Below are 26,146 nucleotides of genomic sequence, written 5' to 3'. Positions count from 1 at the left end.
ATATCGTTTTTTGAATATGAGAAGAAAAATTTGTGTAGTCACATTGTTTTTGGTCTTTATCGGACAGATAGTTATGGCCGGTGGGAATACGGCCGATTTCAAATATGGGAAATGGCATTTGAAATATACTCTTTCTACGGGTAGTGCCGAATACATATATCAAGGTAAAACGGTGTTCGATAAAGTGGGTACGGGTGTTTCAGGAACGTATACTGAATATGAGATTGGACAGGAAGAAATAACGGACGGTTTCGGAACGGGAATGTGTTTTACTGTGACGAGATCGGGAGAAAATTTACCTTCTGTCATACAGCGTTTTTTCTTATATGAGGGGAAAGATTATTTCCTTACCGATGTGGCGCTGAGCGACGAAAAAGGTGTTGAAACCAATTATCTGCGTCCTATTTCTACTGAACCCGACACCCGTTGTGATATTTTGGGAAAGGGCGATAATCGTGTTCTTATCGTTCCGTTTGATAACGACAAATGGGTACGCTATCGTTCTTCCGATTTGAGAGGCGGGGTAAACAGCTTTGAAGTAAGTGCTGTTTATAATGCAGATACTCGCAGGGGAATCGTTATCGGATCGGTGGAACACGATACATGGAAGAGCGGTGTTCGCATAGAGTCCGATGAACCCGGTATCATATCTCGTCTTGAACTTTATACTGGAGCGTCGGGAGAAGGGACAAGAGATGTGCTCCCTCATGGCAAGGTAAAAGGGAAAACTGTTCGTTCGTCGAAAACCTTTTTCGGATATTTTGAAGATTGGCGTGATGGTATGGAAGAGTTCGGACGGGCTTGTGCGACAATAGCACCTCCGTTACCGTGGAATTTAGGAACACCTTTCGGTTGGAATAGTTGGGCTAAGATGGAGTTCCGGTTATCCTATGAAAAAGTACTTGAAGTATCCGATTTCTTTAAGGAGAATCTGCAAAACAATAATTTCGAGAATAATGGTATTGTATATATCGGAATGGATGCTGGTTGGGCCAAAATGAGTGATGAGCAGTTGGCTGATATTGCGAGACATTGTAAAGCAAATGGACAAAAAGCTGGTATATATTTTACACCTTTCTCGGATTGGGGGAAAGATCCCGAGGCCTATATCAACGGTAATTCAGGATATAAGTGTAAAGATGCTTATTTGTATGCTAACGGTAAAACTCAGAATATGGTTGCCGGTGGGTTGGCTATGGATCCTACACATCCGGCAATTAAAGAACGTATCCGTGAAACAGCAGAGCGATTTAAACGATTGGGATATGAATACATTAAAATTGATTTCTTAACGCATGGTTGTGCCGAAGCCGATTATTATTACGATCCAGAGGTTCAAACCGGTATGCAGGCGTATAACAAAGGAATGGCCTATTTACTTGAACAGATGGAGGGTATGTATATTACTATGGCTATTTCACCTTTGTTCCCATCGCAGTATGCTCACTCTCGTCGTATCGCATGCGATGCTTGGGCCGGAATAGGAGATACAGAATACACGTTGAACTCTTTGACTTATGGGTGGTGGCTTAATCAAGTATATACTTATAACGATCCAGATCATCTGTTGCTAGAACCAGTTTCCGATGGGGAAAATCGAGCTCGTATAACATCAGGCGTTATTACTGGGATCTTTATGAATGGAGATGATTTGAGTTATATTTCGGGGATTCAAGTGGCTAAGGATAAGGCTCGTAAATTTTTGACAAATGAGGATATAAATGCGATAGCTAAAATGGGGAAAAGTTTCCGTCCGGTAAATGGAAATATGGACGGAGCAGATTTCCTATTTATGTATGATACGGGAAAAGAGGTTTACTTAGCTGCGTTTAATTATTCGGGCTATGATCTCACTTATGATTTGCCATTGTCTCGTCTCGGGTTAAGGGAATTTTCTACTTATAAGGCCAAAGAATTATGGTCTGGAAAAGAGGTGAAATTCAAGAAAAATGTGCGGGTTTGTATACCCAAGAAAGATGTTCTGGTGTTTCGTATAATGCGTTGATCTGATTGAAATGAATAGGGAACCTCAAATACAAGTTTTTCGTATTGCCCATTCTGATGGCTCTTATATTGAAGTAAGCAATTTGGGAGCGAGATGGTTGTCGTGGGTTGTTTCTGATGGGAACGGAAAGTATTCCGATATTTTGTTGGGATACCCCACTGTGTTGGATTATTTGCAAGATGATTGCTATATGGGTGCTATTGTGGGTAGATTTGCCAATCGTATAGCAGGAGCGACTTTCTCTTTGGAGGATCATGAATATACATTGGAGAAAAACGATGGGGCGAATACAAATCATGGAGGGTATTCAGGTTTCCATTCTAAAATTTGGAAAGGAAGTTATGAGGGAAACAAAATTGTATTTCGTTTGTCTTCTGCTCATTTAGAAGGTGGATATCCGGGAAATGTCGAGGTGACGGTCTCTTATAGTTTTACTTCTGACGGAATGGTTTCTATTGATTTCGATGGAGTGTCGGATCGTCTTACTGTACTTAATTTGACCAATCATGCTTATTTCAATCTTGCTGGCAAAGGAGATATACTACAACATAGAGTCACAATACCGTCGAGCTATATTCTTGAAACAAATGCAGAGTTTATTCCTTCTGGGGGTATTCTTCCGGTAGAGGCAACGGAATTCGATTTTCGGTATGGAAAAAATATAGGTAAGGATATTGAGAAACAAACGCAACAACTCGAATGGAACAGAGGTTATAACCATTGTTATGTTTTCTCCTTGTATGATGAGCGAAAGATGAAATGGGCAGCAAGCGTGTATGAACCTAAATCGAGGCGAAAACTCGATGTCTTTACTACATATCCGGGAGTATTATTTTATTCTAGTGGGTATTTATCATCGCAGATTGTCGGGAAGCAAGGGTATAAGTATACTCCTATGTGTGGATTTTGTCTTGAAACTCAATACTTCCCAGATTTTCCGAATCATTCAGAATTCCCACAAGGGGTTGTGTTTCCTGAGAAACCTTATCACCACACTACATTATATAAGCTTTCTGTCGTATAGCTTTAAAATTGAAATCTCTTTCTGAATATTATAGGCCGAAATCTATGACATTTCGGCCTATTCTCATTATTTTTGTATGAGATGTGGAGATGGACTGTATCTCGTAAAATCTGGTAAACTTGTTTTTACCTTTGGTTTATGTTATCTTTGGAGTCAATAAATAAGATTATATTATGGCAAAGGATAATACTTTTTCGGGTATGGCGCATAATGCTCTGACAGCGGAGACTACGATTGTCGGGAAGATAGTTTCGCAAAAAGATATTCGCATAGACGGGACTTTGGAGGGACGATTGGAATGTCAGGGTAAGGTTGTCATCGGGGAGACCGGTCAGGTGATAGGGGATATTGTTGCTGTGAATGCCGAAGTGGTAGGACGTATAACGGGTAATGTAATGGTGGCCGAGATGTTGGTGTTGAAAGCGACATCTTCTTTGGAGGGCGATATACAGGCTCGACGGTTGGCGATAGAGCCCGGAGCCGTGTTGAACGGAAAGTGCACCATGTTGCAGCAGCTTGATGATGGAGGCGATGCCTGAAAGGTTGTTTTTTTTTCGATTTGGTGAGCAAAATCGAGGATAGGGTGTTAATTTCTAATTAAAGGGATAGTATGGAAAAAAGAGTAATACCCGTTTTGGAAATGAGTTGTGCCGTTTGTGCGGCAACAGTCGAGAAGACTGTTCGGGAGTTGACCGGGGTCGAAGAGGCAAGTGTGAATTTTTCGGCTAATACATTGCAGGTGGTTTATGATCCCGATAAGATTTCGTTGAAGGATATGCAGGCTGCGGTAAGTGCCGCAGGATATGACTTGGTTATTTCGGAAAATGCGGAGGCTGATGCTATTGATGCCGAACATCGTCTTTATCTCGATTTGCGAAGAAGAACCATTGGTGCTTGGAGTTTCGGATTGCCGGTGATGGTATTGTCGATGATTTTTCATTCTCCTTCACAGATTCTTACTTGGATATTGCTCGCACTGACTCTTCCGGTGTTATATTGGGGGCGTTCGTTCTATGTATCGGGTTGGAAGGCTGTAAAACGAGGACGAGCCAATATGGACACTTTGGTAATGTTGAGTACTGCCGTGTCTTTTCTGTTCAGCTTGTTCAGTACGATTTATCCGTATTTTTGGCTTTCTTTGGGACTTGTTCCGCATGTCTATTACGAAGCGGTTGCTATGATTATAGCTTTTGTTTTGTCGGGGAAATTATTGGAAGCGAGGGCTAAGCAGAGCACATCGGCTTCTATCCGTTCTTTAATGGGATTGCAGCCCAAGACGGCAAGGCTGGTCGGAAAGGACGGGGAAGAAAAAGATGTACCTATTGCTATGCTTCGCCCCGGGGATACAGTGAGTGTTCGCCCCGGTGAGAAAATACCGGTGGACGGGACTGTTTTGGAAGGTGGTTCTTATGTAGATGAAAGTATGATCAGCGGGGAGTCTGAGGCCGTGAAGAAACAAGCCGGGGATAGGGTTTTGGCCGGAACGTTGAACCAGCGTGGCGCTTTTTGGTTGAACGTGCAGGCTTCGGGAGCCGATACCGTACTTGCCCGTATGGTTCGTATGGTTCAGGAGGCGCAGGGGAGTAAGGCTCCTGTTCAGGGGGTGGTCGATAAGGTTTCGTCTGTTTTTGTACCGGTAGTTATTTTGTTATCTATACTTACTTTTGTGATTTGGATTTCGGTTGCCGGGTGGAACATGTTTCCCTATGCGTTATTAACCGCAGTCTCGGTATTGGTTATCGCTTGTCCGTGTGCATTAGGATTGGCTACGCCTACCGCTTTAACCGTAGGTATCGGTAAAGCGGCGCAACAGCATATCCTCATCAAAGATGCCTTTGCTTTGGAGAACATGTGCCGTGTGAATGCAATTGTTCTGGATAAGACCGGAACCTTGACCGAAGGAACGCCGAAGGTGGTCGGCGAGAAATTATACTCTGGTTTCGAAGAGTATGTGTCGGTATTGTTGGCAGCCGAAATGCGTTCAGAGCACCCTTTGGCAGTGTCGCTTTCGGAGTATTTGCGACAGAAGGGGGTCAAGCCTGTCGAAATATCGGCTTTTGAAAGTATTACGGGAAAAGGTGTAATGTGTGAATACCGAGGTGAGAAATTCTGGATTGGAAGCAAGGCATTGGCGGAAGAGAATGTGGGTGTTTTATTACCCGATTTGTTTTCTATCTATTTTGGTAAAGGAGATTCGTTGGTAGCTGCTTTTGAAGTAAAAGATGCTTTGAAGGAAAATTCGAAAGAGGCAGTACGTCAATTGGAGTCGTACGGAGTAGAGGTTTGTATGCTTACCGGTGATAAAGAGTCTGCGGCTTCCGAAATCGCTCGTCAAGCAGGAATTACCCATTATGAATGGGGTGTTTTGCCCGATGATAAGGAACGTTTTGTCTTGGATTTGCAACGTCGGGGCAAATGTGTGGCTATGGTCGGCGATGGCATTAACGATTCACAGGCATTGGCACGGGCCGATGTGAGTGTGGCTATGGGAAAGGGAACCGATGTGGCTATGGATATAGCTATGGTGACTTTGATGAACTCGGACTTGGCTTTGTTGCCGAGAGCGATAAAGCTATCGCGAAAGACCGTAAGAATTATCCGGGAGAATCTTTTTTGGGCTTTCGGTTATAATGTAGTGTGCATCCCTATTGCAGCCGGAGTCCTTTATCCCGTAGGGATATTATTGTCTCCCATGTGGGCGAGTGCTGCTATGGCATTCAGCTCGGTATCGGTGATACTCAACAGTTTGAGGTTACGATAAAGAATAATTAAAAAATATAGTGAAATGATACAAGTAAAAACTTCGGCCAAGTGTGCCGGTTGTGTTGCCAAGATAGCGGAACAGCTACATACGTTTTTGACTCCTGAGCAGTGGAGTATCGATTTGTCGTCTCCCGATAAATTATTGACGGTGAAAGCCGATGTGCCTGCGGAGAAAGTTGTAGAGGCTGTGCGTGCCGCCGGGTTTAAGGCCGAATTATTGTAAAGGGACCGTACAGACGAGTACGAAATCATCGTATATGCGATACCAAACGGTGTAGGCTTTTGTGGCTTCGGTACGAGTCTCCCACGCCGATAGGTAGCCTTCTTCTGTAAGGAGGGCGGGGACGATATGCAAGTGTTCCCGAAAGTCTATCCCGGTCTCGGGTATAGCTTTGAAAAGGGCTTCTTTTGCCGACCAGCAGATGTGTAACCATTTTCCCCGATTCTCTGATGATATATTCAATTCAGGGGCGTTAAATACGCGTGGGGCTACTTTTTCTATTTTTTCGCCGATTCGTTCGATGTCTATTCCTATCGGTAAGAAAGGGTGGTAAGCCACAGCTACCCATTCTTTTGTGTGTGAAATCGATATGTGACCGGACTTCCTGAGTAAGTGGGGTTTACCCTCGGCGGTGTAGGTTATATCGTCGTTTAGAGTTTCTTTTATTCTGTTTAGCGATAATCGGGAGGCAGCTCGTTCGCAGAATCGCTTGGGGGAAAGATTTTGTGAGTCTATGAGGCTTCGCTCTTTTTCTGAAAGCAGGGTGGCTATGGTCTGTTCATTTTCTGTGAGCTGCCACAAAACGATTGTTGCTCCGAATTTTGTCAATATGTGTTCGTGAAAAGGCATTATTCGGCACGAGTTTCGATACTTTCGATTAGGTGAATAATATCATCTGATAAGTAGTCGATGACCGGAGCGATAGAGTCGCTTTTGCCGGATTCATCGAAATAAAGAGCTCCTCTCAGCAAGTATCGGGTACTGTCGGTAACTACAAATTGTAAAGGCGTAGCACTTTCGGCAGAGAGGTTATACAAGGTTGCATAGATTTTTCGTTCAGGATCTTCGTAATTCCCTGCTTTTATGAAGTCCGGACGAATACTTTGCCTGTAAACCAAGTCTTTACTTTCGTTCAGCAGGCTTTCGAGATTTTTGTGCAAGATGTGATAACTGCAATAAATAGTGGCTCTATAACGAGGATATCTTATGTTTAGCCATTTAACGTCGTTTTTGTGTAATGTGGTGTCTTTGTCGAGGGTAGCTGTTGTCCCGTCTGGAATTTCGAAAGAAATAAAAGGGGATAATAAAGTCATTTCTTTATATTCTTCGGGGTATGGGTCTATACGAAAGTATCCGTCTGGAAGAGGTGTATATTTTCTGTGGCAGGAAAATATTACCGGTCCCATAGTTATGAAGAGGGTCGTATATAGTATGGCTTTATTCAATCGCATGTGAAAGTGTGGATATGAATCGATGGTTTGCTTCACTCTTCCGAAGGGGAATTGATAATCACTTTTACTTTACCGATACGCCGTTTGTCTAGTTCGAGTACGATGAACTGGCATCTTCCATAATCGATTTGTTCTTTTATTTTGGGGAAGTCTTCTTTGATATCTAAAATAAGTCCGGCCAGCGTCTCGGCATCTTCTGCTTTGTCACCGAATTCATTTTCGTCTAGTCCTGTGATTTTGTAAAAGTCGTTTAAAAGTATTTTCCCTTCGAATATATAGGTGTTTTCATCTATCTTCGTATAGTTTTTCTCTTCCTCGTCATATTCGTCGCTGATGTCACCGACTATTTCTTCCAAAATATCTTCCATAGTCACTATTCCCGATGTGCCTCCGAACTCATCGACAACGATTGCCATGTGTATTTTTTTCGTGCGGAATTCTTCTAACAAATCGTCTATCATTTTCGTCTCGGGAACGAAATAAGCTCGGCGCATTAATTTGTGCCAATCGAACGATGCCTCTTGACCAATGTAGGGTAATAGGTCTTTACTGTATATGATTCCTTTAATGTCGTCCTCGGTCGTATCGTAGACCGGGAGCCGGGAGTATCCGGTTTCGATAATCGTGTCGAGGAGTTGTTTGAAATCTGTCCGCATTTCAATATCGGTGATGTCGACCCGGGCTGTCATGACTTCTTCGACCGTTTTACCTCCGAATTTTATAATCCCTTCGAGCATTTCTTTTTCGTCGTTAGCTCCGACATTTGTCATTTCCAGAGCCTGCGAAAGTTCATTCATGGAAATGTTGGTGTTTTTTCGTACGATACGTTTATTTACGATATGGGTTGAACGAACCAAGAAATTGGCCAGCGGGGAGAATATTTTTCCTAATAAAGACAATCCTTTGCAGCTTTTCCTAGCCCAAACGACAGGTTTTAGATTTGCATAAAATTTAGGAATCACTTCTCCGAATAAGAGAAGGAGGAAGGTGAGCAGGATTGTCTGGAAAATAAAGTCCAATACTTCACTATTGAAGTGTAGAATATCTGAGAAGAAAAAATTGCAAAGGATAACGACTGCTACATTGACTAAGTTGTTTGATATAAGTATCGTAGCTAAAAGGTGTTCGGGGTGGGCGAGTAATCGTTTGACTAAACGATCCCGAGGGGATTCTTCGTCGAATTCTTGTAACTCTTCGGACGTGAGGGAGAAATAGGCTATTTCAGAAGCTGAGACAAATGCAGAAACACACAAAAATAATCCGGCCAATACGATTGCTAAAATAGCTCCTCCTGACGGAACTGTAATTTCTATGGCTGAGGAGAATACCGATAAATACGAATCTGGGTCCAAGAATCAGTGGGATTAGTTAAACAATGGGTATCTGCCGAATTTTATCTATTTCGGCCGTATTTTTCCAGTTTATAAATACATAGATACCAGTTAATTTCTCGCAAAATTACAATATTATATTAGAAAGGCAAATCATTATCGCTACTATTTTCAATAGGGGAATTGTAACTTGTGTTTGCCGGAGAGGGATTATTTTGCGACTGGGACATTACCGGTGCAGAACTCGGTGATGATTGTCCGTCGCGTCGGCCCAATAATTCCATATTGTCGACATAAATTTCGGTTGTGTATCGACGAATCTTGTTTTGGTCTTCCCATGAACGAGTGCGAATTTTGCCTTCGATATATAGTTGAGTCCCTTTGCGGACATACTTTTCTGCTATTTCGGCTAATCCGCGCCAAACTACGATGTTGTGCCATTCTGTTTTATCGGGTATTTGTATACCGCTTTGGGTCGTATATCCACGCTCGGTCGTAGCCAATGTGAAATTGGCGACACATACATTGTTTTCGAGGTATCGAACATCTGGGTCTTTCCCTACATTCCCTATCAGAATAACCTTATTTACTGACATAGTCGTTGAGTGATTGTAAAATTAATTTTCAAAGATAGTGAAAGATGAGAGCAGAAGCAAACGGAAATCTTGTTTCCGGCTTGGCTATGCCGAATCGCATCGTATCTTCGTAGCGTCAAAGATAGTGAAAGTTACGCATAGAACAAGACAGGTCTATTCGTTTTTTTTGAGTTAAGGTGTATCTTATCTTTGATTGGTAACCAATATAATCGAAAAGAAAACAAACGACTCCTTGTATGGTTTACAAAAATGCCCCGTTAGTCTGCTCTAACGGGGCTTATGATGGTAGTGAGAATAGAACCCGATTTTGTTATTTGGCGGCTTTCAATCCTCGGATAACTGCGGAGGAGAATCCTGCGGCTTCCATTTCGTTCAGACCTTTTATGGTAATACCGCCGGGAGTAGTTACTTTGTCTATCTCGACTTCGGGGTGGGAGCCGTTAGTCAATAATAATTCCGCTGCACCTTTGACCGTTTGTTCTACGAGTAAAGCCGCATCTTTGGGATAAATTCCCATTTCTATTCCACCTTCGATGGCCGCTCTCATATAACGCATGACAAAAGCTGTTCCGCAGGAGCAGAGTGCTGTCCCTGCTGTCATCAGATTCTCTTCGATGAGAAGGCTTTTCCCGAGGCTGTCGAATAGAGACCGAATATAATCTATTTGTTCCGGTACGGCATTGTAGGGCGAAATGAGAGTCATACTTTGTCGAATAGAGACGGCCGTATTGGGTATTACTCTAAAAATAGCCGGAGCCGCATCTTCCGATGAGAATAATTCGGACAATCTTTCCAATGTGATACCCGCTACCACCGAAACGATGATTTGCCGGGGAAAGTCCAGCACTTCACGTATGTCGTATGCCACACTGTCGAGTATCCAGGGTTTAACGGCCAAAATGATAACATCGGCTTCTTTGACGGCTTCTTTGTTGTCGGTGGTCGTATGAATCGAAGGATTAAAAGATTTGAGTTCGTTTAGTTTTTCTTCTCCTCGGTTACTGACTGTGATTTCCGACGGGGCAACGATTGAACTTTGAGATAATCCGCGGGCTATGGCTCCCCCCATGTTCCCGCCTCCGATAATTGATATCTTCATGAGAGTATGTTTTTAAGTTTGCCGATAAAACTATCTGCTTGTTCTTTGGATAGCGTCAGGGGCGGAAGCAGTCGAATGACATTCGTTCCCGAAGCTCCCGTAAATACATGTTGCTCGAAGAGTAGCTTGTTCCGAAGTTCTTTGACCGGGTAATCGAATTCGAGTCCTATCATTAGGCCTTTACCTCTTATTTCTTTAATTTGCGGTATTGTTTTGAGCTGGGATATGAGATACTCTCCGACAGTGGCTGCATTCTCGATTAAATTTTCTTTTTGCATGACATCGAGGACAGCACAAGCGGCGGTGCAGGCTAAATGATTCCCTCCGAAGGTGGTTCCTAACATACCGTAGACCGGTGTGAAAGCAGGGCTGATGAGGACCCCGCCGATGGGAAATCCGTTGCCCATTCCTTTTGCGACAGTAATCAAATCGGGGCGTATGCCGGAGTGTTGGTGTGCGAAAAATTTTCCGGTTCGACCATATCCCGATTGTACTTCATCGAGAATGAGAACGACCTGATTTTGTGTACATATATTTCTAAGTTCTTTCAAAAATTGTGTGTCGGGTACTTGTATTCCTCCTACACCTTGTATGCCTTCGATAATAACGGCGCAGACATCTCCCTTCGAAATTTCTTTTTTCACTCGTTCGATGTCGTTGAGCGGTAAAAAAGCCACTTCAAAAGTGTCGTTGATGGGAGCGACTATTTTGGGGTTGTCGGTTACTTTCACTGCGGCAGAGGTTCTCCCGTGAAATGCTTTGGAGAAAGCTATTACCTTTTTCTTTCCCGTGTGGAACGAGGCCAGCTTCAAAGCGTTTTCATTGGCTTCCGCTCCCGAATTGATGAGGAATAGGGAATAGTCTTCGTATCCCGATATTTTCCCTAATTTATCTGCCAATTGCTGTTGGAGACTGTTTTTGACCGAGTTGGAGTAAAATGTAAGTCTTTGTGCCTGTTCGGTGATTTTGTTTATATAATAAGGGTGCGAGTGTCCGATGGAAATGACGGCATGACCACCGTAGAGGTCGAGATATTCATTCCCTTCTGTATCGTAAGTATAACAGCCTTTCCCCGATTTTATTTCTATATCGAACAGGGGATATACGTCGAAAAGTTTCATATCTTTTTGTTAAAAAGCCGATGGTTTTAAATGCAAGCCAACCCGTTCATGCAATCCGAAAAGCAGATTCATGTTATGCACAGCTTGTCCCGATGCCCCTTTTAATAAATTGTCGATCACAGAAACGATGAGCAGTTTGTTATCATGTTTTTCGAGATACAACAGACATTTATTGGTATTGACAACTTGTTTCAAGTCGGGCATTTTGTCGGTGAGAAATGTAAAATTATGATCGTCGTAATATGAATTGTATAAATCTTTCAATAGCTCTATTTCGACAGGGCAGTCGAGATACAGCGAAGCGAAAATACCCCGAGAGAAATTCCCTCTGACCGGAATAAAGTTGATCGGAGCCGAGAAACTGTTTTGCAGTTTGGACAGGCTCTGGCGTATTTCGTCCAAATGTTGATGAGTGAAAGGTTTATAAATGGAAATATTGTCGTTGCGCCAACTGAAATGAGACGTCTGCGACGGTTTTTGTCCGGCTCCTGTCGATCCGGTGATTGCGTGCACATGGATTTCATTGTTCAGCAGCAGATTTTTTGCCAATGGCAGCAGAGCCAATTGAATGGCCGTAGCAAAACAGCCGGGATTGGCCACTCGTTTAGAACGAATGATGTATTTCCTGTTCAATTCGGGCAGACCGTATATGAAGTCATTACCGGGAGCATCGAGCCGATAGTCGGTCGATAAATCGATGATGCGCAGTTCTTCGGGAAGGTTGTGACTCTCTATGAATTTACGGGTATCTCCGTGTGCCGTGCAGAAGAAAAGCAGGTCTATCTCGTCGAAAGGAGTTTCGCTGGTGAATATGAGATCGGTTTCACCGAACAGGCCGGTATGTATGTCGGTAATTTTGTTTCCGGCGTTACTTTCACTGTGAACGAAAATGATTTCTACATCGGGGTGGTTGATCAATAGTCTTATAAGTTCTCCGGCGGTGTAGCCGGCCCCTCCGATGATACCTACTTTTATCATAATTACGGGTTTAATAGTTTAATTCAGCGTCTAATCTACAATTTATTTTTTGTTTTTATTTTGTACGGAATAGAAAATTTTCATTTGGTTGCCCAGAATTTTGGTAAAGCCCTTTACATCGTCGGCACTCCACGCTTTATTTACTTCGCCGTATTCGCCAAAGTCCGATTTCATGAGATCGTAATCGCTTTCGACCCCCACTAAAACATAGCGATAAGGGTGTAGTTCGATGATTACACGTCCGGTAACGTTTTGTTGCGAACTATCGAGAAAAGCCTCTATATCGCGCATGACTGGTTCGAGGTATTGAGCTTCGTGTAAAAACATTCCATACCACGTGCCTACTTGATCTTTCCAATATTGTTGCCACTTGGTGAGGGTGTGTTTTTCCAACATCTTATGTGCGGCGATAATAAGCATGGGTGCGGCTGCTTCGAATCCGACTCTGCCTTTAATACCGATGATCGTATCTCCGATGTGCATATCGCGTCCTATGGCATAGGGAGCGGCGAGCGCTTCGAGGTCTTGGATCGCAGCGACTTTATTGTCGTATGCTTTTCCATTGATCCCGGCGATTTCACCTTTGACGAAATCGAGCGTGATAGTCTTGCTTTGAGTAGCTGTCATTTGTGACGGATAGGCCGACTCCGGCAGGGTTTGGTCGCTTTTTAGCGTCTCTTTACCTCCTATACTCGTTCCCCACAAACCTTTGTTTATAGAGTATTCCATTTTTTTGAAGTCGGCTGTATATCCGTGCTTTTTGAGATATTCTATTTCGTATTCACGAGTCAATGTCATATCTCGGGTCGGAGTGATAATCCCGATTTCGGGAGCCAATATTTGGAATGTAAGGTCGAACCGTACTTGGTCGTTTCCGGCTCCGGTACTACCGTGCGCTACATAATCGGTTCCGATTTCTTTGGCATAATTGATGATGGCTATGGCTTGGAAGATTCGTTCGGAACTGACAGAAATAGGGTAGGTCCCGTTTCTTAGAATATTCCCGAATACCATGTATTTGATACTTTTCTGATAATATTCTTGTGTTATATCGAGTGTAGCATGTTGTACCGCACCCAATTTATAGGCTCGTTCTTCGATGGATTTTAATTCTTCTTGATTAAAACCTCCGGTGTTGGCAATAGCTGTATATACATCGTATCCGCATTCTTCCGATAGATATTTAACGCAAAACGAGGTGTCCAAGCCTCCGCTAAAAGCTAATACTACTTTCTTTTTTGCCATGATGTTTTTGTTATTTGAGTTCTTGGTTGTCTTTGTTTTCATGTTCGTGAGGGTCGTAAAGCATGCCTGTGCAGAGACACATGCGTCGATTGTTTCGTTGCAAGATGTCGAAGTTCACACAACTTTCGCACCCTTTCCAAAAGGCAGGGTCGTCGGTTAACGAAGCAAATGCTACGGGTCTGTATCCTAATTCGTTATTTATTTTCATGACTGCTTCGCCAGTCGTTAACCCAAATATCTTGGCTTCCGGAAATCGTTCGCGGGATAACTCGAAAGCCTTGCGCTTGATTCTTTTGGCTAAACCGTGTCCCCGATAAGTATCGACGACGATTAATCCCGAGTTGGCTACAAACTGTTTGTTGCTCCAACTTTCGATATAACAGAAGCCGGCGAACTTGTCTCCGTCCAATGCTATGATTGCTTTTCTTTCCAGCATTTTTTGTTTTACATATTCGGGAGAACGCTTTGCAATTCCGGTTCCTCTTATTTTTGCAGCTCTCTCGATTGTGTCGAGAATCGTGTCGACGTATTTAATGTGTCGTTCGTCGGCTACAAATACTTTTATTTCTTCCATGATGTGTAAACCTCTTCTCCTTAAAAGAGGTGTTGTAGGTGTTGTTATAGGATCAGTTAAAAAATTAGTCATGTAAAACCGGGATAAAGGGCGAAAGAGCCAACATGGCCTGTTGATGGGATATGTTTTCTTCCAGAATTACCAAAACCGTATCGTCTCCGGCAATAGTTCCTAATACTTCGGGAGGAGTATTGCTATCTATATCGTATGCGAGACTTCCTGCATATCCCGGTCTTGTTTTAATTACAGACAAATTTCCTGAGAAATTAATGGAAATGAATCCTCCGGGTATTTGTCGCTCGGGATTCTCCGATAGTTTTTCCTGCATCAATTTGCCTATACTCCCTATTTCGGGCATAATATATACATATGAACCGTCATTGCCGGGAACTTTGGCAATCCTCAATTGTTTCAGGTCTCGGGACAAAGTAGCCTGTGTTAAATCAAATCCTAATTCGTGTAATTTTTTCAAGATTTCATCTTGGCTTTTTACTCTTGAATGGATAATAATTTCTCTTATAGCTTGTAAGCGGGCAACTTTATTTTTCATGCCTATGATATATTTGAATAATTATGCGGCAAATATAGTTTAAAAATGAAAATGGTAGAATAGATTTTGTATATTTTTTACAATATAGGGTGATATTTAAACCATTATTGCATGTGCATTCAATTTGTATTCATAAAAAAGGCGGGAAATGTTTTCCGCCTTTTTTTATCTGTATTGTCGTGTTGGATAGTCTTTTTATATTCCGAGAACCGACGATAGTTCGGGGAGGATATTGAGGGCGGAGTTGTCTGTTGTGCAGGGAACAATCGTCGCATATCCACGTTCCAACCAATACTCGTCTGTATCGGTTGCTTCGGGTTCGGCATTTTTAAATTTTCCGGTTAGCCAGTAATATTCCTGTCCGTGAGGATCTGTCCGGCAATCATATTCTTCGGTCCAATGACCTTGTGCGGCTCTACAAATCTTCGAGCCTTTGAGTTGGGGCACATCGGGAATATTGATATTAAGTCCTATGTTTTGGGGCCAGTGGTTATGGGTCAATGCTTTTTGGCATACGTCCAAAATGAGTTCCCGACAGTGTGAAAAATCGGCATCGGCTTTGTGATTGCAAAGGGAGAATCCGATAGAAGGTATATGTAATAAGGCTCCTTCAAAAACAGCCCCCATTGTTCCCGAATAGATGACACTTACTCCCGAATTGGAGCCGTGGTTAATACCCGATACGATTAAGTCGGGGCGTTCGTCTAAAAGAATGTTCATCGACAACTTGATACAGTCGACCGGTGTCCCGTTGGTTCGGATTGCGAGAAACCCATCTCGCTCTTCGACGACTTTCATGCGAAGGGGAGAAGTTACGGTAATTGCAGAGCTTTGTCCCGAGCGGGGCGCATCCGGAGCGACTATGAGAATATCTCCTAAGGGTTTTAGAAAATCGGCAACTTCGCGGATACCTTTGGCTTGTATGCCGTCGTCATTAGTGATGAGAATGAGAGGTTTATGAGAACGTGTTATTTTTTTCATATAAAGAGAAAATATGTTTGACTATTACAAAGATAGGGTAAGACGTGAATCGAAACAAGTTCACTCGGATATACCGAGGCTCATTTCATTTTTTGCTTTATGCAAAGATAATGAATAATACTCGTTTTTTATGTTTTAACGGATAATATGGAGTCATAAAATAGGTAAAAGACAGATTTTATCCTCATAGGATTCTTGTAAAAAAAGTGTATCTTTACGCAGAAAATGGAGAAGTGATTCTGCTGATTTATCAACAAAAAGGGTCACTTATCAACAATTATGATATTTTCGGGCATCCGAGAGAATGAAATACAAATTAAAAGATATTCCTTTGCGATGGGAAACTCGTGAAGAAAGGGTATCTCGGCGCAAGAAATGGGATTTCGTTTTGCTTCCGGCTACACTGTCTTCGTGAAGAAAAAATAACAGTATGGGTAAAATTATCGCTATTGCAAATCAAAAAGGAGGAGTCGGAAAGACAACGACTTCTATAAATTTGGCCACTTCGTTGGCGGTTCTGGATAAGAAGGTTTTGCTCATTGATGCCGATCCCCAAGCAAATGCTTCGTCTGGTTTGGGAGTGGATCCGCAACAGGTGAAGTCGTCTATTTATGAATGTTTGGTGGGGCAATCCTCGATCAAGGAATCGGTTGTCGAAACTTGTGTGGAGGGATTGGGTTTGGTCGCCTCTCATATCGATTTGGTTGGAGCAGAACTCGAATTGATGAATTTGAAAAATCGGGAGCGGGTTTTATCTCATGTGTTGAGCGAAGCGCGAGGCGATTATGATTATATTTTGATAGACTGTTCTCCTTCGTTGGGATTGATTACGGTCAATGCTCTTACGGCGGCCGATTCTGTTATTATTCCCGTACAGGCAGAGTATTTCGCTTTGGAAGGTATCAGCAAGTTGTTGAACACGATCAAGATCATAAAATCGAAATTGAATCCTCAGCTCGAAATCGAAGGCTTTTTGTTAACGATGTATGATTCCCGTTTGCGTTTGGCTAATCAGATTTATGAAGAGTTGAAGGGGCATTTCGGGAACTTGGTATTTAATACGGTCATTCAACGGAATATCCGTTTGAGCGAGGCTCCGAGTCACGGGCTTCCGGCTTTGCTATACGATTGTGAGTCGAGGGGTAGTGTCAATCACATGGAACTGGCGAAAGAATTGATAATGAAAAATAGATAAGCGGCTAAAATCGATAAGTTATGGCAACTCCTAAAAGAAGTGCATTGGGTAGAGGTTTGGATGCGTTGATTTCGATGGATAACATTGTAACCAGCGGCACATCTTCTATTCATGAAATAGAATTATCCCAGATTGTGCCTAATCCCGATCAACCTCGTCGGGAATTCGATCAGGAAGCTCTCGAAGAATTGGCAAGCTCTATTCGGGAATTGGGTATTATACAGCCTATTTCGTTGCGGCAGGTAGATGGTGGAAATTATCAGATTATTGCCGGAGAGAGGCGATATAGAGCTGCACAAATGGCCGGGTTGGAAACGATTCCCGCCTATGTGAGAACGGTAGAGGACGAAACGTTGATGGAGATGGCTCTTATTGAGAACATTCAACGGGAAGACTTGAACTCCATAGAGATTGCATTGGCTTTCCAGAAATTGATAGAGTTGTATCAACTGACACAGGAAAAACTGAGTGAGCGGGTCGGGAAGAAGAGGACGACGATAGCCAACTATCTGCGTTTGCTGAAACTTCCGGCCGAGGTACAGATAGGATTGCGGGATAAACGTATCGATATGGGGCATGCTCGGGCGTTGTTGTCTGTTGCCGACCCTGCTTTACAGTTGGAGTTGTACGAGCGTATATTGTCCGACGGATTGAGTGTGCGTAGTGTCGAAGACTTGGCTAAAACTTTATCTGCCGGAGGAGAGCGAGCCCGTAAGAAAGCACAGAAGAAAGTTATGATGCGACAAGAGTATAATGTGCTGAAATCGCATTTGTCCGATTTCTTCAACGCTAAGGTTCAGTTTACCTGTGATGAAAAAGGGAAAGGGAAAATATCTATTCCATTTAAGAACGAAGAAGATTTGGAACGGATTATCGGTTTGTTCGATAAATTGAAATAAGATTTTGGGAATATCGGGTGACATGGGATTGAGACGTGCCGTGATTATTATTTTTATAATTGCGTTATTACCATTGTCTATTCTTGAAGTCAAGGCCGATTCGAATATTGGATATCAGGAATTAGTAGAGGTAGAAGTTAATTCTGCCGATACGGTGGAAATGGAGAATGCGAGATATAATCGTCCCGATTCTATTTCGGTTATTTCGGGAGATAGTGTCGGAGCTTTATTTCAAGATTCGGTCCCGGTGATGATTACCGATTCTCTGGGTGGGCTTGTCCCGTCCGATTCTTTGGGAATGAAAGCGGCTTCACGTAAATCGTGGAGACCTTCCGATTTCAATCCTGACCCAATGAGAGCCGTATGGCTATCGGCTCTGTTCCCCGGATTGGGTCAAATTTATAACCATAGGTATTGGAAATTGCCTATCGTCGTGGGCGGATATGTAGGGCTTTTTTATGCCACGACATGGAATAGCCGTATGCTGTCTGATTATCAACGAGCCTATTTGGATATTATGGACAGTGATCCGGGTACGAACAGTTATATGGATTTTTTTTCGTCGTCGTATCGCGAGGAAGATATAGACAAGGAATGGTTAACCCGTGTATTGAAGCAGAGGAAAGACTATTATAGACAGAATCGTGACCTATGTATTATTTGTATGATAGGGCTTTATGCTGTTTGTATGATAGATGCTTATGTCGATGCTCAGTTGTATCATTTTGATGTCAGCCCCGATATTTCGATGAAGTGGCAGCCGGCGATTATTCCTACCGGGTGTACGGTATTGCCATCGATCGGATTACAATGTGCGATTACATTTTAATGCTTATTTGCTATGAAGAAATTTTGGCTTGTTTTTATGGGCTTGGGAATATCTTTATATAGTTTTTCCCAAATAGAAACGGACGAGGAAATCGTAGATACCGACACAATAGAGGTTGCCTTGTCGGATACGATAGATAATGCTATCGTGTATCCCGAAAGTATGGAGGCCGATTTGAATAATCTTTTGACCGACTGGTATATGCAGCAATATGCTGTTGTAGATGATTCTTGTTTGGTGAATAGCGTTAATGTGGATTATCCCGATTCGGTTTATATCCGTAAATTATCACAACTGCCGACTGTTATCGAGATGCCTTATAACAGTGTCGTTCGCCGTTATATAGACATGTATGTACAGAAAAGGAGAGCGCTTGTTGAGAATCTTTTGGGATTGAGTACATATTATATGCCCATTTTCGAGGAAGCTCTTGAACGGGAAGGTTTGCCTTTGGAATTGAAATATCTGCCGATTATCGAGTCTGCTTTGCGTCCCGATGCTACTTCTCGGGTAGGAGCAGCCGGTTTGTGGCAGTTTATGGTCAAGACCGGAAAGAGTATGGGTTTGGAGGTGAACAGCCTCGTAGACGAACGGCGGGATCCTATTAAATCTTCGGCGATGGCGGCCCGTTACTTGAAAGATTTATATAGTATTTATCACGATTGGGCATTGGCTATCGCATCGTATAACTGTGGCCCGGGGAATGTAAGTAAAGCTATTCGCCGTTCGGGAGGTAAAACCGATTATTGGGAAATTTATCCCTATTTGCCTCGTGAAACGAGAGGCTATGTTCCGGCTTTTATCGCAGTCAATTATGTGATGAATTATTATAGCGACCACAATATCTGTCCGGTACTTACCCGGCGTCCTTTGTTAACGGATACCGTACAAGTGACACGTCGAGTCCATTTGCAGCAGATATCCGATGTATTACAGATTCCGATCGAGGAGATTCGAAGTTTGAATCCTCAATATCGTCGCGACATCATACCGGGTAATATCCGGCCTTATGCGCTCATTTTGCCATCGCAACAGGTCTATGCTTTTATCGAAGCGCAAGATGCTATTTTTGCGCATAATCAGGAGCTGTATGCACGACGGTTTGCCGTTGAGCCGGCAGGGTTGGCTCCCGGAACAACAGTTTATCATAAGGTTCGTAAAGGAGAGACCCTTTCCGGGATAGCTCAAAAATATGGAGTGTCGGTAAGTAACTTGCGCTCTTGGAATAATTTGCGAAAAAATTCATATTTGCGTATCGGGCAACGTTTGGCGGTTTGTAGCAAGACAACGACAAGTAAAAGCGGGGCTTCGTCTACGGCTTCGTCAGCAAAAGGTCAATATCATACGGTTCGTAAAGGCGAGAACCTATGGACGATTTCTCAAAAATATAAAGGGGTTTCGGCCGAAGATATTAAACGGGCGAACAATTTGAAAGGAAATGCTATTCAGCCCGGACAAAAGTTGAAAATTCCTGCGGCGTAATACTCTTTTCCGTTTCGGTAAAAGGAGTGTTGTCATCGATGTCTTCCAATTCGAGAATAGCATCTAAAATCAGTCGTTTGTCGATTTGAACGAAATAAATGCGTCGGGCTCCGACATATCGTTGAGCATAATAGGGAGAGAAGTTCCAATCTTCCCGTATCCCTTGTGATGTGGATGCGTGAATAAATTTGAATCGTCCGTCGGGATATACTTCCGTAACCAAGCCTACATGTCCTACATTCGACCGCCGGGAATTTCTACCTTTGAAAAATACCAAATCTCCCCGGCAGATTTCTTCGTCTTTAACAGAGATTCCTTGTAAATATTGAGAAGCGGAACTTGCATTGAGGGAATAGGAGAAATGGTTGAAAATATACTGCATGAAACCCGAACAGTCAAATCGGTTGGGGCCTTTGCTTCCTCGCCTGTAAGGTGTCCCGATGTATTTTCTGGCATATTCGACGAGACGGTCGATTTGTTTGTTGACAAGTGTGTTGGGTAGGGGTAGTGAAACCCTGTTGTTTGTCGAAAGCGTATCGATGGTAACGGTGTCGGTCTTCGATGGTACAAGCAAGTCTTTTCCCTCCGCATTTGTCGATAGGATATTTGCCATCATGAAAAATAAAATTCCGATGCCTTTGTATCTCATTGCGCCGATTCGCTTCAATCTTTTTAAAATGCTTCCCGATATTTTCCTTCCGAACTATCTTCGATAATGCTCAAATAGCTTGTATACCTCGATTCGCTTATTTGGTGGTTCTCCAACGCCTTTAATACCGCACAACCGGGTTCGTGTCGATGGGTGCAATTGTTAAACCGGCAGTTTTGGGAAATCTCAAAAATTTCGGGAAAGAAATGTGCCACTTCGTTGGGATTGAAATCGATAGTTCCGAAGCCCTTTATACCCGGAGTGTCGATAATGTATCCACCTTGTGGCAAAGGGTACATCTCTGAAAAAGTGGTCGTGTGCATGCCTTTGTGGTGAGAAGTGGATACGGCTCCGATTTTTACATGGGCATTCGGTAGAATACGGTCGATAATCGTAGACTTTCCTACGCCCGAGTGCCCCGATAACAGGGTAATTTTGTTTGCGATAAATGAGTCTATGAAATCGAATCCTTCACCGGTAATCGCTGATACACAATGGCAGTCATACCCGATAGAGGTGTAAAGGTAGCGAAGTGCTTCGGCATATTCCCGGTCTTCTTCGGTAAATGTATCGCTCTTATTGATAACGATGCATACAGGTATGCGATACGCCTCGGCTGTGGCAAGAAAACGGTCGATAAAGGTGGTCGAGGTCGGAGGCGTATTGACCGTTACGATCAGTAAGGCATAGTCTATGTTGGCGGCGATGATATGGGACTCTTTCGACAAGTTGGACGATCGGCGGATAATGTAGTTTTTTCGTTCGTGTATGCGAGTGATAAAAGCCGTTTGGTCGGGATTTAACTCTATATCCACAAGGTCGCCCACTGATACGGGATTGGTGCTGCGTATTCCTTTTAACCTGAAATTACCTTTGATTTTACAGCGTATCGAATCTCCGTTTTCTGTGCGGACGATATACCAGCTTCCCGTATTTTTTGTGACAAGACCTTCCATGCAATGAAATTTAATGAACAAAGATAGCAAAAGGTGAGAGCAGAGACAAACGGAAATTTCATTTCCGATTTGGCTATGTCGAACCGCATCCTATCTTCGTAGTGACAAAGATACGTATAAGCGAGAGCTGAGCAAAACAAAGCTTGCTTTAATTTTATTCTGCCGAGCAGAAGTATTTTCGAGTTTCAACTCAAAGATAGTGAAAGTGAAATGCAGAGGCAAGAGGAAATCATATTTCCAGCTATGCCACTCCACTCTTACATTCCACAAATATAGCGAAAGGTGAGCGCAGAGGCAAGCGAAAATTACATTTTCGGCTTGACTATGCCGAACCGCCTCCGATATTCTACAAATATACAAAAAGACGAGAGTCGGATAACAACGAATGCATTTGTTTTTTTGAACTGCATTTTGGCTCTCTCCCCCTGCCGTGTCCCGTAACCTTACGGGGCGTTTTGCAGCGCAAAATATAGGGGAGGTGTCACGTAGTGACGGAGGGGTTAAGCCTTACAATCAAAAACTCCTATGCTATCTTTTCCAACCTCTCTCCGAAGAGACCGGAATGTGTGTGCCGACGAGAGATTTATCGTTAAAATTCATGCTTACCCCACGGATTTTCTACTGAACCTTAGAAACAGTAGAAACTTTTGAATCGAGAAAAAAGAAAAGGGCCTTCGATAATGAAAGCCCTTTTGAATATATTTTAGATTTTATTTTATACGGTGAGTATCTCTTTCTCTTTTTCGGCAAACATATCGTCGATTTTCTTCATGTATTTGTCGTGAAGTTTTTGTGCCGAGGTTTCTCCGTCTTTGGCGACATCTTCGGGCATTCCCTCTTTTTGAGCCTTTTTCAGCCCATCGATGGCATCCCGGCGCGCATTGCGCACGCTCACTTTGGCATTTTCGGCTTCTTGTTTCGACTGTTTGACGAGTGCTTTACGTCTCTCCTCGGTTAACGGGGGAATTGATAGTCTGATGATTTCGCCGTTATTTTCGGGAGTGATGCCTAATTCTGAATCCAAAATGGCTTTCTCGATCACTTTGAACATGGATTTTTCCCAGGGGGTAATAACGATGGTACGTGCATCGGGGACAGAAATATTAGCTACATTGGAAAGCGGGGCCAAACTTCCGTAATAATCGACCCGTATGCCGTCGAGAATTCGGGGGTTGGCTTTACCTGCCCGAATGTGAGCTAATGCTTCATCTAAGAATTCGATGGCCATAGCCATTTTTTCTTCGGCAGAGTTCAAGTATGTCTTTACGTCGTCCATAATGAATAAGGTTGAAATTTTTCTGTATAATTAGTTTCGTGAACAAATGTACTCTTTTTTTTAAGAATAGCCATATAAGACCGGGTTTAATATACCAGAGTCCCTATGTTCTCTCCTGACAATACTTTTTTCAGGTTTCCGACCGTATCCATATCGAATACGATAATGGGCAGATGGTTTTCTTTGCAGAGGGTGGTCGCCGTGAGGTCCATGACCTTTAATCCACGGGTATAGATTTCGTCGTAGCTGATTTTGTCGAATTTCTTTGCGGTAGGATCTTTTTCTGGATCGGCCGTGTAAATACCGTCGACACGTGTCCCTTTCAGCATGACTTCGGCTTCTATTTCGATACCTCTTAGGGCCGAGCCTGTATCGGTCGTGAAGAATGGGTTTCCCGTCCCTCCCGATATAATGGCTACGGTTCCGTTTTGCATGGCCTCGATAGCTCTCCATTTACTATAATATTCGCCGATGGGGAACATATTGATTGCCGTGAAGACTTGGGCTTTTTGTCCGATTTTTTCCAATGCGGAGCTTAATGCCAAACTGTTAATTACAGTTGCGAGCATGCCCATTTGGTCTCCTTTTACACGGTCTACCCCTTTGGAAGTTCCGCTCAATCCGCGAAATATGTTTCCGCCGCCGATGACGATACCTATTTCTATGCCCATGTCGGCGATTTCTTTAATTTGTGTGGCATATTCGGCTATTCTTTTTTCATCGATGCCATATTGCTTTTCGCCCATGAGCGATTCACCGCTCAGTTTCAGGAGAATCCTTTTGTATTGGTTATTCATAATCAGATTCGTTCTTTTAATTAAACAGTCGCATTTATGCAAAAATAATCAATTTTTATGGTTCACGTAGCCTTTGAAGAGAAAATAATATCCGATTAGTGATTATGAGAAAAGTCGAGACCGGCAAAGTAAGTCTACCTTGTCGGTCTCGATTGTGTAGGTGATTTCCTATTTCCGATGATTTATCGGGCGATGACTTTAAATATCTTGCTTCCGACTTTTACGATATAAATATTGGCAGCAGGGATAGAAACGATATTTTCTCCCGAGGTTCCATTTATGGTTTTTACAAGTTGTCCGTTGGCAGTAAATATTTGTATGAGTGCCCTTTCCGATAGAACTATGTTGATTGAGTTTTCAGAAGCGATTACTTTTACGTTTTGAGTTGTGCTACTTTCTATTCCCGAATGTATTAACTGCACGGTAATAAGGTTAGACGTTTCGGAATATTCTTCTTCCTCATAGTCGTTGTAACGCATACCGGTCACTTCGTAGCCGTAGTTTCCATTCGTTTCGAGATCTGTGAAAGTATAAGACGTTTGAGAACCGTCCGAAATGGTTGCCGGAACGAGAGGTATTCTCGTAACCTCTCCGGCCTTGCTTTCTTGTATGATGGTGATTTCGTCGATGAAAAATCTTTTTAGTTTGTTTTCTTCGATGGAGAGTTGCATGTTTTCAGCACCGTCTTCCATTTCCCAAGTTTCTTCGGCGTATCCGTTTTCGTCGAAAGCTGTTACTTTATGTATGTTAAGGGCATCGGGTTCTCCGTCTCCGTTGCTGTCTATCATATAACCTATTCGATAAATCGACAGATAATCTCCGGCTGTTCCACGGGCTTTGATGTGGATTTTGTATTTACCGTTATTCGATGACAGGTTCATTGTGGGAGTCCATAAATAAGAGAGGCTTACGGGAAATCTTCCGTTGTCGGCTCCGAGCATACCGTTGGCTGCCAGTATGTTTTTCCCGCTCCAACCCGGAACTGCGGTGTATAAGTCCGGGTCGGTAACAGAGATCGGATCGTCCATAGTACCCTCTGTCGATTTTTCGAAAGAATCGTCGAGTATTTTCTTCTCACTGTCTTGTGTTGCGGTGTGATATTGGTACGCTTGCACGATGTATCCTTTTGCTTTGGGCAGTCTTTCCCAATTTGCCGTGAACGAGTTTTCCGATGTGCCGGTTGCGTCTAAGGCTTTGGGAGTGAGGAATTCATTTACTCTGATGATGTTCGATGCGTCTGTCGTTTTTCCTTCCACCGAAGCAGCGACGTAGTAGTAATATTCCTTTTCCGGGTCGAGGTTGGTTACAGGATAAGAATTTTCGGCCGTTGCTTGATCTTTCAGAATATACGAAGGCTCGGTACAAGAGTAAGAGATAGAGTTTATCATGAGGTCTCCAATTTTTCCGTCACCTTTTTCGATAGATATTTTTATGCGCCCGATGTTTGCTTGTGTGTATCCGAAGCCGTCGAAAATATTGAATTCGGTTATTTGGGCAAAAAGTAAAGTTTCGATTGTTCCGGTGCTAAGAAGTATACCTGCTTTGTCGAATATTTCAATCTTGAATAAGCTTGAATTTTCTTGGGTGATATTTTCTGCATTGATGAGGTTGGCGTTAACGATATATTTCCCCACGCCGGTTCCGATAATTTGTTCGGTGCTTATGTAGTCGTCTGTCGCATCGAGGATAATTTTATTTACACCTTCGTAGACGACCATATCGGTACTGCCGTTTTCACTCACGTTTATCTCCCAGCCATTCGGGTAATTGGGCGATTGCTGGTCTATTTTCCCATCGGAATGGTTGATGTTGCCAAAGGTTTCATTTACGTTTTGAACGTTGGTCCCGTTCGTGTAGACATTGAGGAAATACTTGTCTGCTCCCGATACTTTGTCCCAGTTGGCTACGAATGAGTCTCCGGTATAGTCGCTGTAATTCTGAATGACGGGAGCATCTTGTGCCCAGACAGATAGACTGTAAAAACCGATAGTGACTAACGTCAATAGTTTTGAGTAAAGTTTTTTCATGATGGAATTTTTCGGCTCGGATTGAAAATAACAGTACAGGAAGACGAGCCTTTTTATCTTAATGGACTGTTTTAATTACTGTTACAAAGATATGGGAATAATGCTATGTATAAAGTTATTATTTATAAATATAATATTAATTTATTTTATTTTTAGAATGAAGCTCGTTCAAAGTTTATGTTTAATTAATTCATCGGGACTATTTACCGGATTGCTGCAAGTTTCGCGGGGAATCTGTTTTATTTTTGTCGGCAGTATTGCCTATATTACAGAGTTGATTTGTTATCTTTGTAAGTACGAAAATAGGATGCGGTTCG

25 protein-coding genes are annotated in these 26,146 nt (G+C 42.8%); 9 read left to right on the top strand and 16 right to left on the bottom strand.

Features of this window, described 5'->3' with window-relative positions; translation table 11 throughout:
• Window positions 1-16 precede the first annotated feature (16 nt).
• From HMPREF9448_RS11100 to HMPREF9448_RS11080, 5 genes are all read left to right on the top strand, one after another.
• Window positions 17-2,005, top strand: coding sequence for an alpha-galactosidase (locus tag HMPREF9448_RS11100; RefSeq protein WP_008862665.1), 1,989 nt, complete (start codon window positions 17-19; stop codon window positions 2,003-2,005).
• A 10-nt stretch (window positions 2,006-2,015) separates the two neighbouring features.
• Complete coding sequence (locus HMPREF9448_RS11095) at window positions 2,016-3,029, top strand: aldose epimerase family protein (RefSeq protein WP_008862664.1); 1,014 nt, start codon at window positions 2,016-2,018, stop codon at window positions 3,027-3,029.
• 173 nt (window positions 3,030-3,202) lie between these two features.
• Complete coding sequence (locus HMPREF9448_RS11090) at window positions 3,203-3,568, top strand: bactofilin family protein (protein WP_008862663.1); 366 nt, start codon at window positions 3,203-3,205, stop codon at window positions 3,566-3,568.
• Between the two features lie 71 nt (window positions 3,569-3,639).
• Window positions 3,640-5,790 (top strand): heavy metal translocating P-type ATPase, encoded by a 2,151-nt coding sequence (locus HMPREF9448_RS11085; protein WP_008862662.1) that lies wholly within the window; start codon window positions 3,640-3,642, stop codon window positions 5,788-5,790.
• A 24-nt stretch (window positions 5,791-5,814) separates the two neighbouring features.
• Window positions 5,815-6,015, top strand: coding sequence for a heavy-metal-associated domain-containing protein (locus HMPREF9448_RS11080; protein ID WP_008862661.1), 201 nt, complete (start codon window positions 5,815-5,817; stop codon window positions 6,013-6,015).
• On the opposite strand, the gene HMPREF9448_RS11075 is transcribed toward HMPREF9448_RS11080, so the two are convergent.
• The 11 genes from HMPREF9448_RS11075 to surE all read right to left on the bottom strand — a co-directional run bounded on the left by HMPREF9448_RS11075 (window position 6,007) and on the right by surE (window position 15,719).
• Window positions 6,007-6,642, bottom strand: a complete 636-nt coding sequence (locus HMPREF9448_RS11075; RefSeq protein WP_008862660.1) for a 4'-phosphopantetheinyl transferase family protein — start codon at window positions 6,640-6,642, stop codon at window positions 6,007-6,009. The genes HMPREF9448_RS11080 and HMPREF9448_RS11075 overlap by 9 nt on opposite strands.
• Window positions 6,642-7,244 (bottom strand): gliding motility lipoprotein GldD, encoded by a 603-nt coding sequence (gldD, locus tag HMPREF9448_RS11070; RefSeq protein WP_008862659.1) that lies wholly within the window; start codon window positions 7,242-7,244, stop codon window positions 6,642-6,644. Before gldD ends, HMPREF9448_RS11075 begins: the two co-directional genes overlap by 1 nt.
• Before the next feature lie 32 nt (window positions 7,245-7,276).
• A complete protein-coding gene (gene gldE, locus HMPREF9448_RS11065) occupies window positions 7,277-8,596 on the bottom strand; it encodes a gliding motility-associated protein GldE (protein ID WP_008862658.1) in 1,320 nt (439 codons plus the stop codon).
• A 119-nt stretch (window positions 8,597-8,715) separates the two neighbouring features.
• Window positions 8,716-9,171 carry a single-stranded DNA-binding protein gene (locus HMPREF9448_RS11060; RefSeq protein WP_008862657.1) on the bottom strand — a complete coding sequence of 152 codons (456 nt, stop codon included), beginning with the start codon at window positions 9,169-9,171 and terminating at the stop codon, window positions 8,716-8,718.
• Between the two features lie 310 nt (window positions 9,172-9,481).
• Window positions 9,482-10,270: a pyrroline-5-carboxylate reductase gene (gene proC / locus HMPREF9448_RS11055; protein ID WP_008862656.1), complete on the bottom strand. Its 789-nt coding sequence runs from the start codon at window positions 10,268-10,270 to the stop codon at window positions 9,482-9,484.
• Window positions 10,267-11,391, bottom strand: coding sequence for an aspartate aminotransferase family protein (locus HMPREF9448_RS11050; RefSeq protein WP_008862655.1), 1,125 nt, complete (start codon window positions 11,389-11,391; stop codon window positions 10,267-10,269). The genes proC and HMPREF9448_RS11050 overlap by 4 nt, the downstream gene beginning before the upstream one ends.
• A gap of 9 nt (window positions 11,392-11,400) precedes the next feature.
• Window positions 11,401-12,369 carry an N-acetyl-gamma-glutamyl-phosphate reductase gene (gene argC / locus HMPREF9448_RS11045; protein ID WP_008862654.1) on the bottom strand — a complete coding sequence of 323 codons (969 nt, stop codon included), beginning with the start codon at window positions 12,367-12,369 and terminating at the stop codon, window positions 11,401-11,403.
• A gap of 42 nt (window positions 12,370-12,411) precedes the next feature.
• Window positions 12,412-13,614 (bottom strand): argininosuccinate synthase, encoded by a 1,203-nt coding sequence (locus HMPREF9448_RS11040; RefSeq protein WP_008862653.1) that lies wholly within the window; start codon window positions 13,612-13,614, stop codon window positions 12,412-12,414.
• Window positions 13,615-13,624: 10 nt separating this feature from the next.
• Complete coding sequence (locus HMPREF9448_RS11035) at window positions 13,625-14,188, bottom strand: GNAT family N-acetyltransferase (protein WP_008862652.1); 564 nt, start codon at window positions 14,186-14,188, stop codon at window positions 13,625-13,627.
• 64 nt (window positions 14,189-14,252) lie between these two features.
• On the bottom strand, window positions 14,253-14,738 hold the full coding sequence (locus tag HMPREF9448_RS11030; RefSeq protein ID WP_008862651.1) for an arginine repressor: 486 nt from the start codon (window positions 14,736-14,738) through the stop codon (window positions 14,253-14,255).
• Between the two features lie 195 nt (window positions 14,739-14,933).
• A complete protein-coding gene (gene surE, locus HMPREF9448_RS11025; protein WP_008862650.1) occupies window positions 14,934-15,719 on the bottom strand; it encodes a 5'/3'-nucleotidase SurE in 786 nt (261 codons plus the stop codon).
• A gap of 430 nt (window positions 15,720-16,149) precedes the next feature.
• Here surE and HMPREF9448_RS11020 point away from each other — a divergent pair, with 430 nt between their 5' ends.
• Genes HMPREF9448_RS11020 through HMPREF9448_RS11005 form a run of 4 tightly spaced genes read left to right on the top strand, consistent with a single transcriptional unit; the run spans window position 16,150 to window position 20,124 of the window.
• The gene (locus HMPREF9448_RS11020) at window positions 16,150-16,914 is read left to right on the top strand and encodes a ParA family protein (protein WP_008862649.1); all 765 of its coding nucleotides are present in this window, start codon (window positions 16,150-16,152) and stop codon (window positions 16,912-16,914) included.
• Window positions 16,915-16,934: 20 nt separating this feature from the next.
• Window positions 16,935-17,813, top strand: a complete 879-nt coding sequence (locus HMPREF9448_RS11015) for a ParB/RepB/Spo0J family partition protein (protein WP_008862648.1) — start codon at window positions 16,935-16,937, stop codon at window positions 17,811-17,813.
• Window positions 17,814-17,835: 22 nt separating this feature from the next.
• Entirely contained in the window at window positions 17,836-18,642 is an 807-nt protein-coding gene (locus tag HMPREF9448_RS11010; protein ID WP_087879926.1) for a DUF5683 domain-containing protein, read from the top strand.
• A gap of 12 nt (window positions 18,643-18,654) precedes the next feature.
• Complete coding sequence (locus HMPREF9448_RS11005; RefSeq protein WP_008862646.1) at window positions 18,655-20,124, top strand: lytic transglycosylase domain-containing protein; 1,470 nt, start codon at window positions 18,655-18,657, stop codon at window positions 20,122-20,124.
• On the opposite strand, the gene HMPREF9448_RS14265 is transcribed toward HMPREF9448_RS11005, so the two are convergent.
• The 5 genes from HMPREF9448_RS14265 to HMPREF9448_RS10980 all read right to left on the bottom strand — a co-directional run bounded on the left by HMPREF9448_RS14265 (window position 20,084) and on the right by HMPREF9448_RS10980 (window position 25,829).
• Window positions 20,084-20,740, bottom strand: a complete 657-nt coding sequence (locus HMPREF9448_RS14265) for a C40 family peptidase (protein ID WP_157260372.1) — start codon at window positions 20,738-20,740, stop codon at window positions 20,084-20,086. The two genes, HMPREF9448_RS11005 and HMPREF9448_RS14265, sit on opposite strands and share 41 nt — an antisense overlap.
• A 56-nt stretch (window positions 20,741-20,796) precedes the next feature.
• Complete coding sequence (rsgA, locus tag HMPREF9448_RS10995) at window positions 20,797-21,729, bottom strand: ribosome small subunit-dependent GTPase A (protein WP_008862644.1); 933 nt, start codon at window positions 21,727-21,729, stop codon at window positions 20,797-20,799.
• 715 nt (window positions 21,730-22,444) lie between these two features.
• The gene (frr, locus tag HMPREF9448_RS10990; protein ID WP_008862643.1) at window positions 22,445-23,005 is read right to left on the bottom strand and encodes a ribosome recycling factor; all 561 of its coding nucleotides are present in this window, start codon (window positions 23,003-23,005) and stop codon (window positions 22,445-22,447) included.
• An 86-nt stretch (window positions 23,006-23,091) separates the two neighbouring features.
• A complete protein-coding gene (gene pyrH, locus HMPREF9448_RS10985; RefSeq protein WP_008862642.1) occupies window positions 23,092-23,802 on the bottom strand; it encodes a UMP kinase in 711 nt (236 codons plus the stop codon).
• Between the two features lie 182 nt (window positions 23,803-23,984).
• The gene (locus tag HMPREF9448_RS10980) at window positions 23,985-25,829 is read right to left on the bottom strand and encodes a T9SS type A sorting domain-containing protein (RefSeq protein ID WP_008862641.1); all 1,845 of its coding nucleotides are present in this window, start codon (window positions 25,827-25,829) and stop codon (window positions 23,985-23,987) included.
• Window positions 25,830-26,146: the final 317 nt, after the last annotated feature.

Origin of the sequence: Barnesiella intestinihominis YIT 11860 (assembly GCF_000296465.1) — a bacterium.
GTDB classification, from domain to species: Bacteria; Bacteroidota; Bacteroidia; order Bacteroidales; family Barnesiellaceae; genus Barnesiella; species Barnesiella intestinihominis.
The sequence above is the reverse complement of the archived record's forward strand: the minus strand, read 5'-3'. Positions and strand labels throughout refer to the sequence as shown.

What these genes read in the sequence shown, in the direction of transcription:
- HMPREF9448_RS11100 (WP_008862665.1), top strand. Translation starts at nt 17, where the DNA reads ATGAGAAGAAAAATTTGTGTAGTCACATTGTTTTTGGTCTTTATCGGA.
- HMPREF9448_RS11095 (WP_008862664.1), top strand. Translation starts at nt 2,016, where the DNA reads ATGAATAGGGAACCTCAAATACAAGTTTTTCGTATTGCCCATTCTGAT.
- HMPREF9448_RS11090 (WP_008862663.1), top strand. Translation starts at nt 3,203, where the DNA reads ATGGCAAAGGATAATACTTTTTCGGGTATGGCGCATAATGCTCTGACA.
- HMPREF9448_RS11085 (WP_008862662.1), top strand. Translation starts at nt 3,640, where the DNA reads ATGGAAAAAAGAGTAATACCCGTTTTGGAAATGAGTTGTGCCGTTTGT.
- HMPREF9448_RS11080 (WP_008862661.1), top strand. Translation starts at nt 5,815, where the DNA reads ATGATACAAGTAAAAACTTCGGCCAAGTGTGCCGGTTGTGTTGCCAAG.
- HMPREF9448_RS11075 (WP_008862660.1), bottom strand. Translation starts at nt 6,642, where the DNA reads ATGCCTTTTCACGAACACATATTGACAAAATTCGGAGCAACAATCGTT.
- gldD (WP_008862659.1), bottom strand. Translation starts at nt 7,244, where the DNA reads ATGCGATTGAATAAAGCCATACTATATACGACCCTCTTCATAACTATG.
- HMPREF9448_RS11060 (WP_008862657.1), bottom strand. Translation starts at nt 9,171, where the DNA reads ATGTCAGTAAATAAGGTTATTCTGATAGGGAATGTAGGGAAAGACCCA.
- proC (WP_008862656.1), bottom strand. Translation starts at nt 10,270, where the DNA reads ATGAAGATATCAATTATCGGAGGCGGGAACATGGGGGGAGCCATAGCC.
- HMPREF9448_RS11050 (WP_008862655.1), bottom strand. Translation starts at nt 11,391, where the DNA reads ATGAAACTTTTCGACGTATATCCCCTGTTCGATATAGAAATAAAATCG.
- argC (WP_008862654.1), bottom strand. Translation starts at nt 12,369, where the DNA reads ATGATAAAAGTAGGTATCATCGGAGGGGCCGGCTACACCGCCGGAGAA.
- HMPREF9448_RS11040 (WP_008862653.1), bottom strand. Translation starts at nt 13,614, where the DNA reads ATGGCAAAAAAGAAAGTAGTATTAGCTTTTAGCGGAGGCTTGGACACC.
- HMPREF9448_RS11035 (WP_008862652.1), bottom strand. Translation starts at nt 14,188, where the DNA reads ATGGAAGAAATAAAAGTATTTGTAGCCGACGAACGACACATTAAATAC.
- HMPREF9448_RS11030 (WP_008862651.1), bottom strand. Translation starts at nt 14,738, where the DNA reads ATGAAAAATAAAGTTGCCCGCTTACAAGCTATAAGAGAAATTATTATC.
- surE (WP_008862650.1), bottom strand. Translation starts at nt 15,719, where the DNA reads ATGAAAAAAATAACACGTTCTCATAAACCTCTCATTCTCATCACTAAT.
- HMPREF9448_RS11020 (WP_008862649.1), top strand. Translation starts at nt 16,150, where the DNA reads ATGGGTAAAATTATCGCTATTGCAAATCAAAAAGGAGGAGTCGGAAAG.
- HMPREF9448_RS11015 (WP_008862648.1), top strand. Translation starts at nt 16,935, where the DNA reads ATGGCAACTCCTAAAAGAAGTGCATTGGGTAGAGGTTTGGATGCGTTG.
- HMPREF9448_RS11010 (WP_087879926.1), top strand. Translation starts at nt 17,836, where the DNA reads ATGGGATTGAGACGTGCCGTGATTATTATTTTTATAATTGCGTTATTA.
- HMPREF9448_RS11005 (WP_008862646.1), top strand. Translation starts at nt 18,655, where the DNA reads ATGAAGAAATTTTGGCTTGTTTTTATGGGCTTGGGAATATCTTTATAT.
- HMPREF9448_RS14265 (WP_157260372.1), bottom strand. Translation starts at nt 20,740, where the DNA reads ATGATGGCAAATATCCTATCGACAAATGCGGAGGGAAAAGACTTGCTT.
- rsgA (WP_008862644.1), bottom strand. Translation starts at nt 21,729, where the DNA reads ATGGAAGGTCTTGTCACAAAAAATACGGGAAGCTGGTATATCGTCCGC.
- frr (WP_008862643.1), bottom strand. Translation starts at nt 23,005, where the DNA reads ATGGACGACGTAAAGACATACTTGAACTCTGCCGAAGAAAAAATGGCT.
- pyrH (WP_008862642.1), bottom strand. Translation starts at nt 23,802, where the DNA reads ATGAATAACCAATACAAAAGGATTCTCCTGAAACTGAGCGGTGAATCG.
- HMPREF9448_RS10980 (WP_008862641.1), bottom strand. Translation starts at nt 25,829, where the DNA reads ATGAAAAAACTTTACTCAAAACTATTGACGTTAGTCACTATCGGTTTT.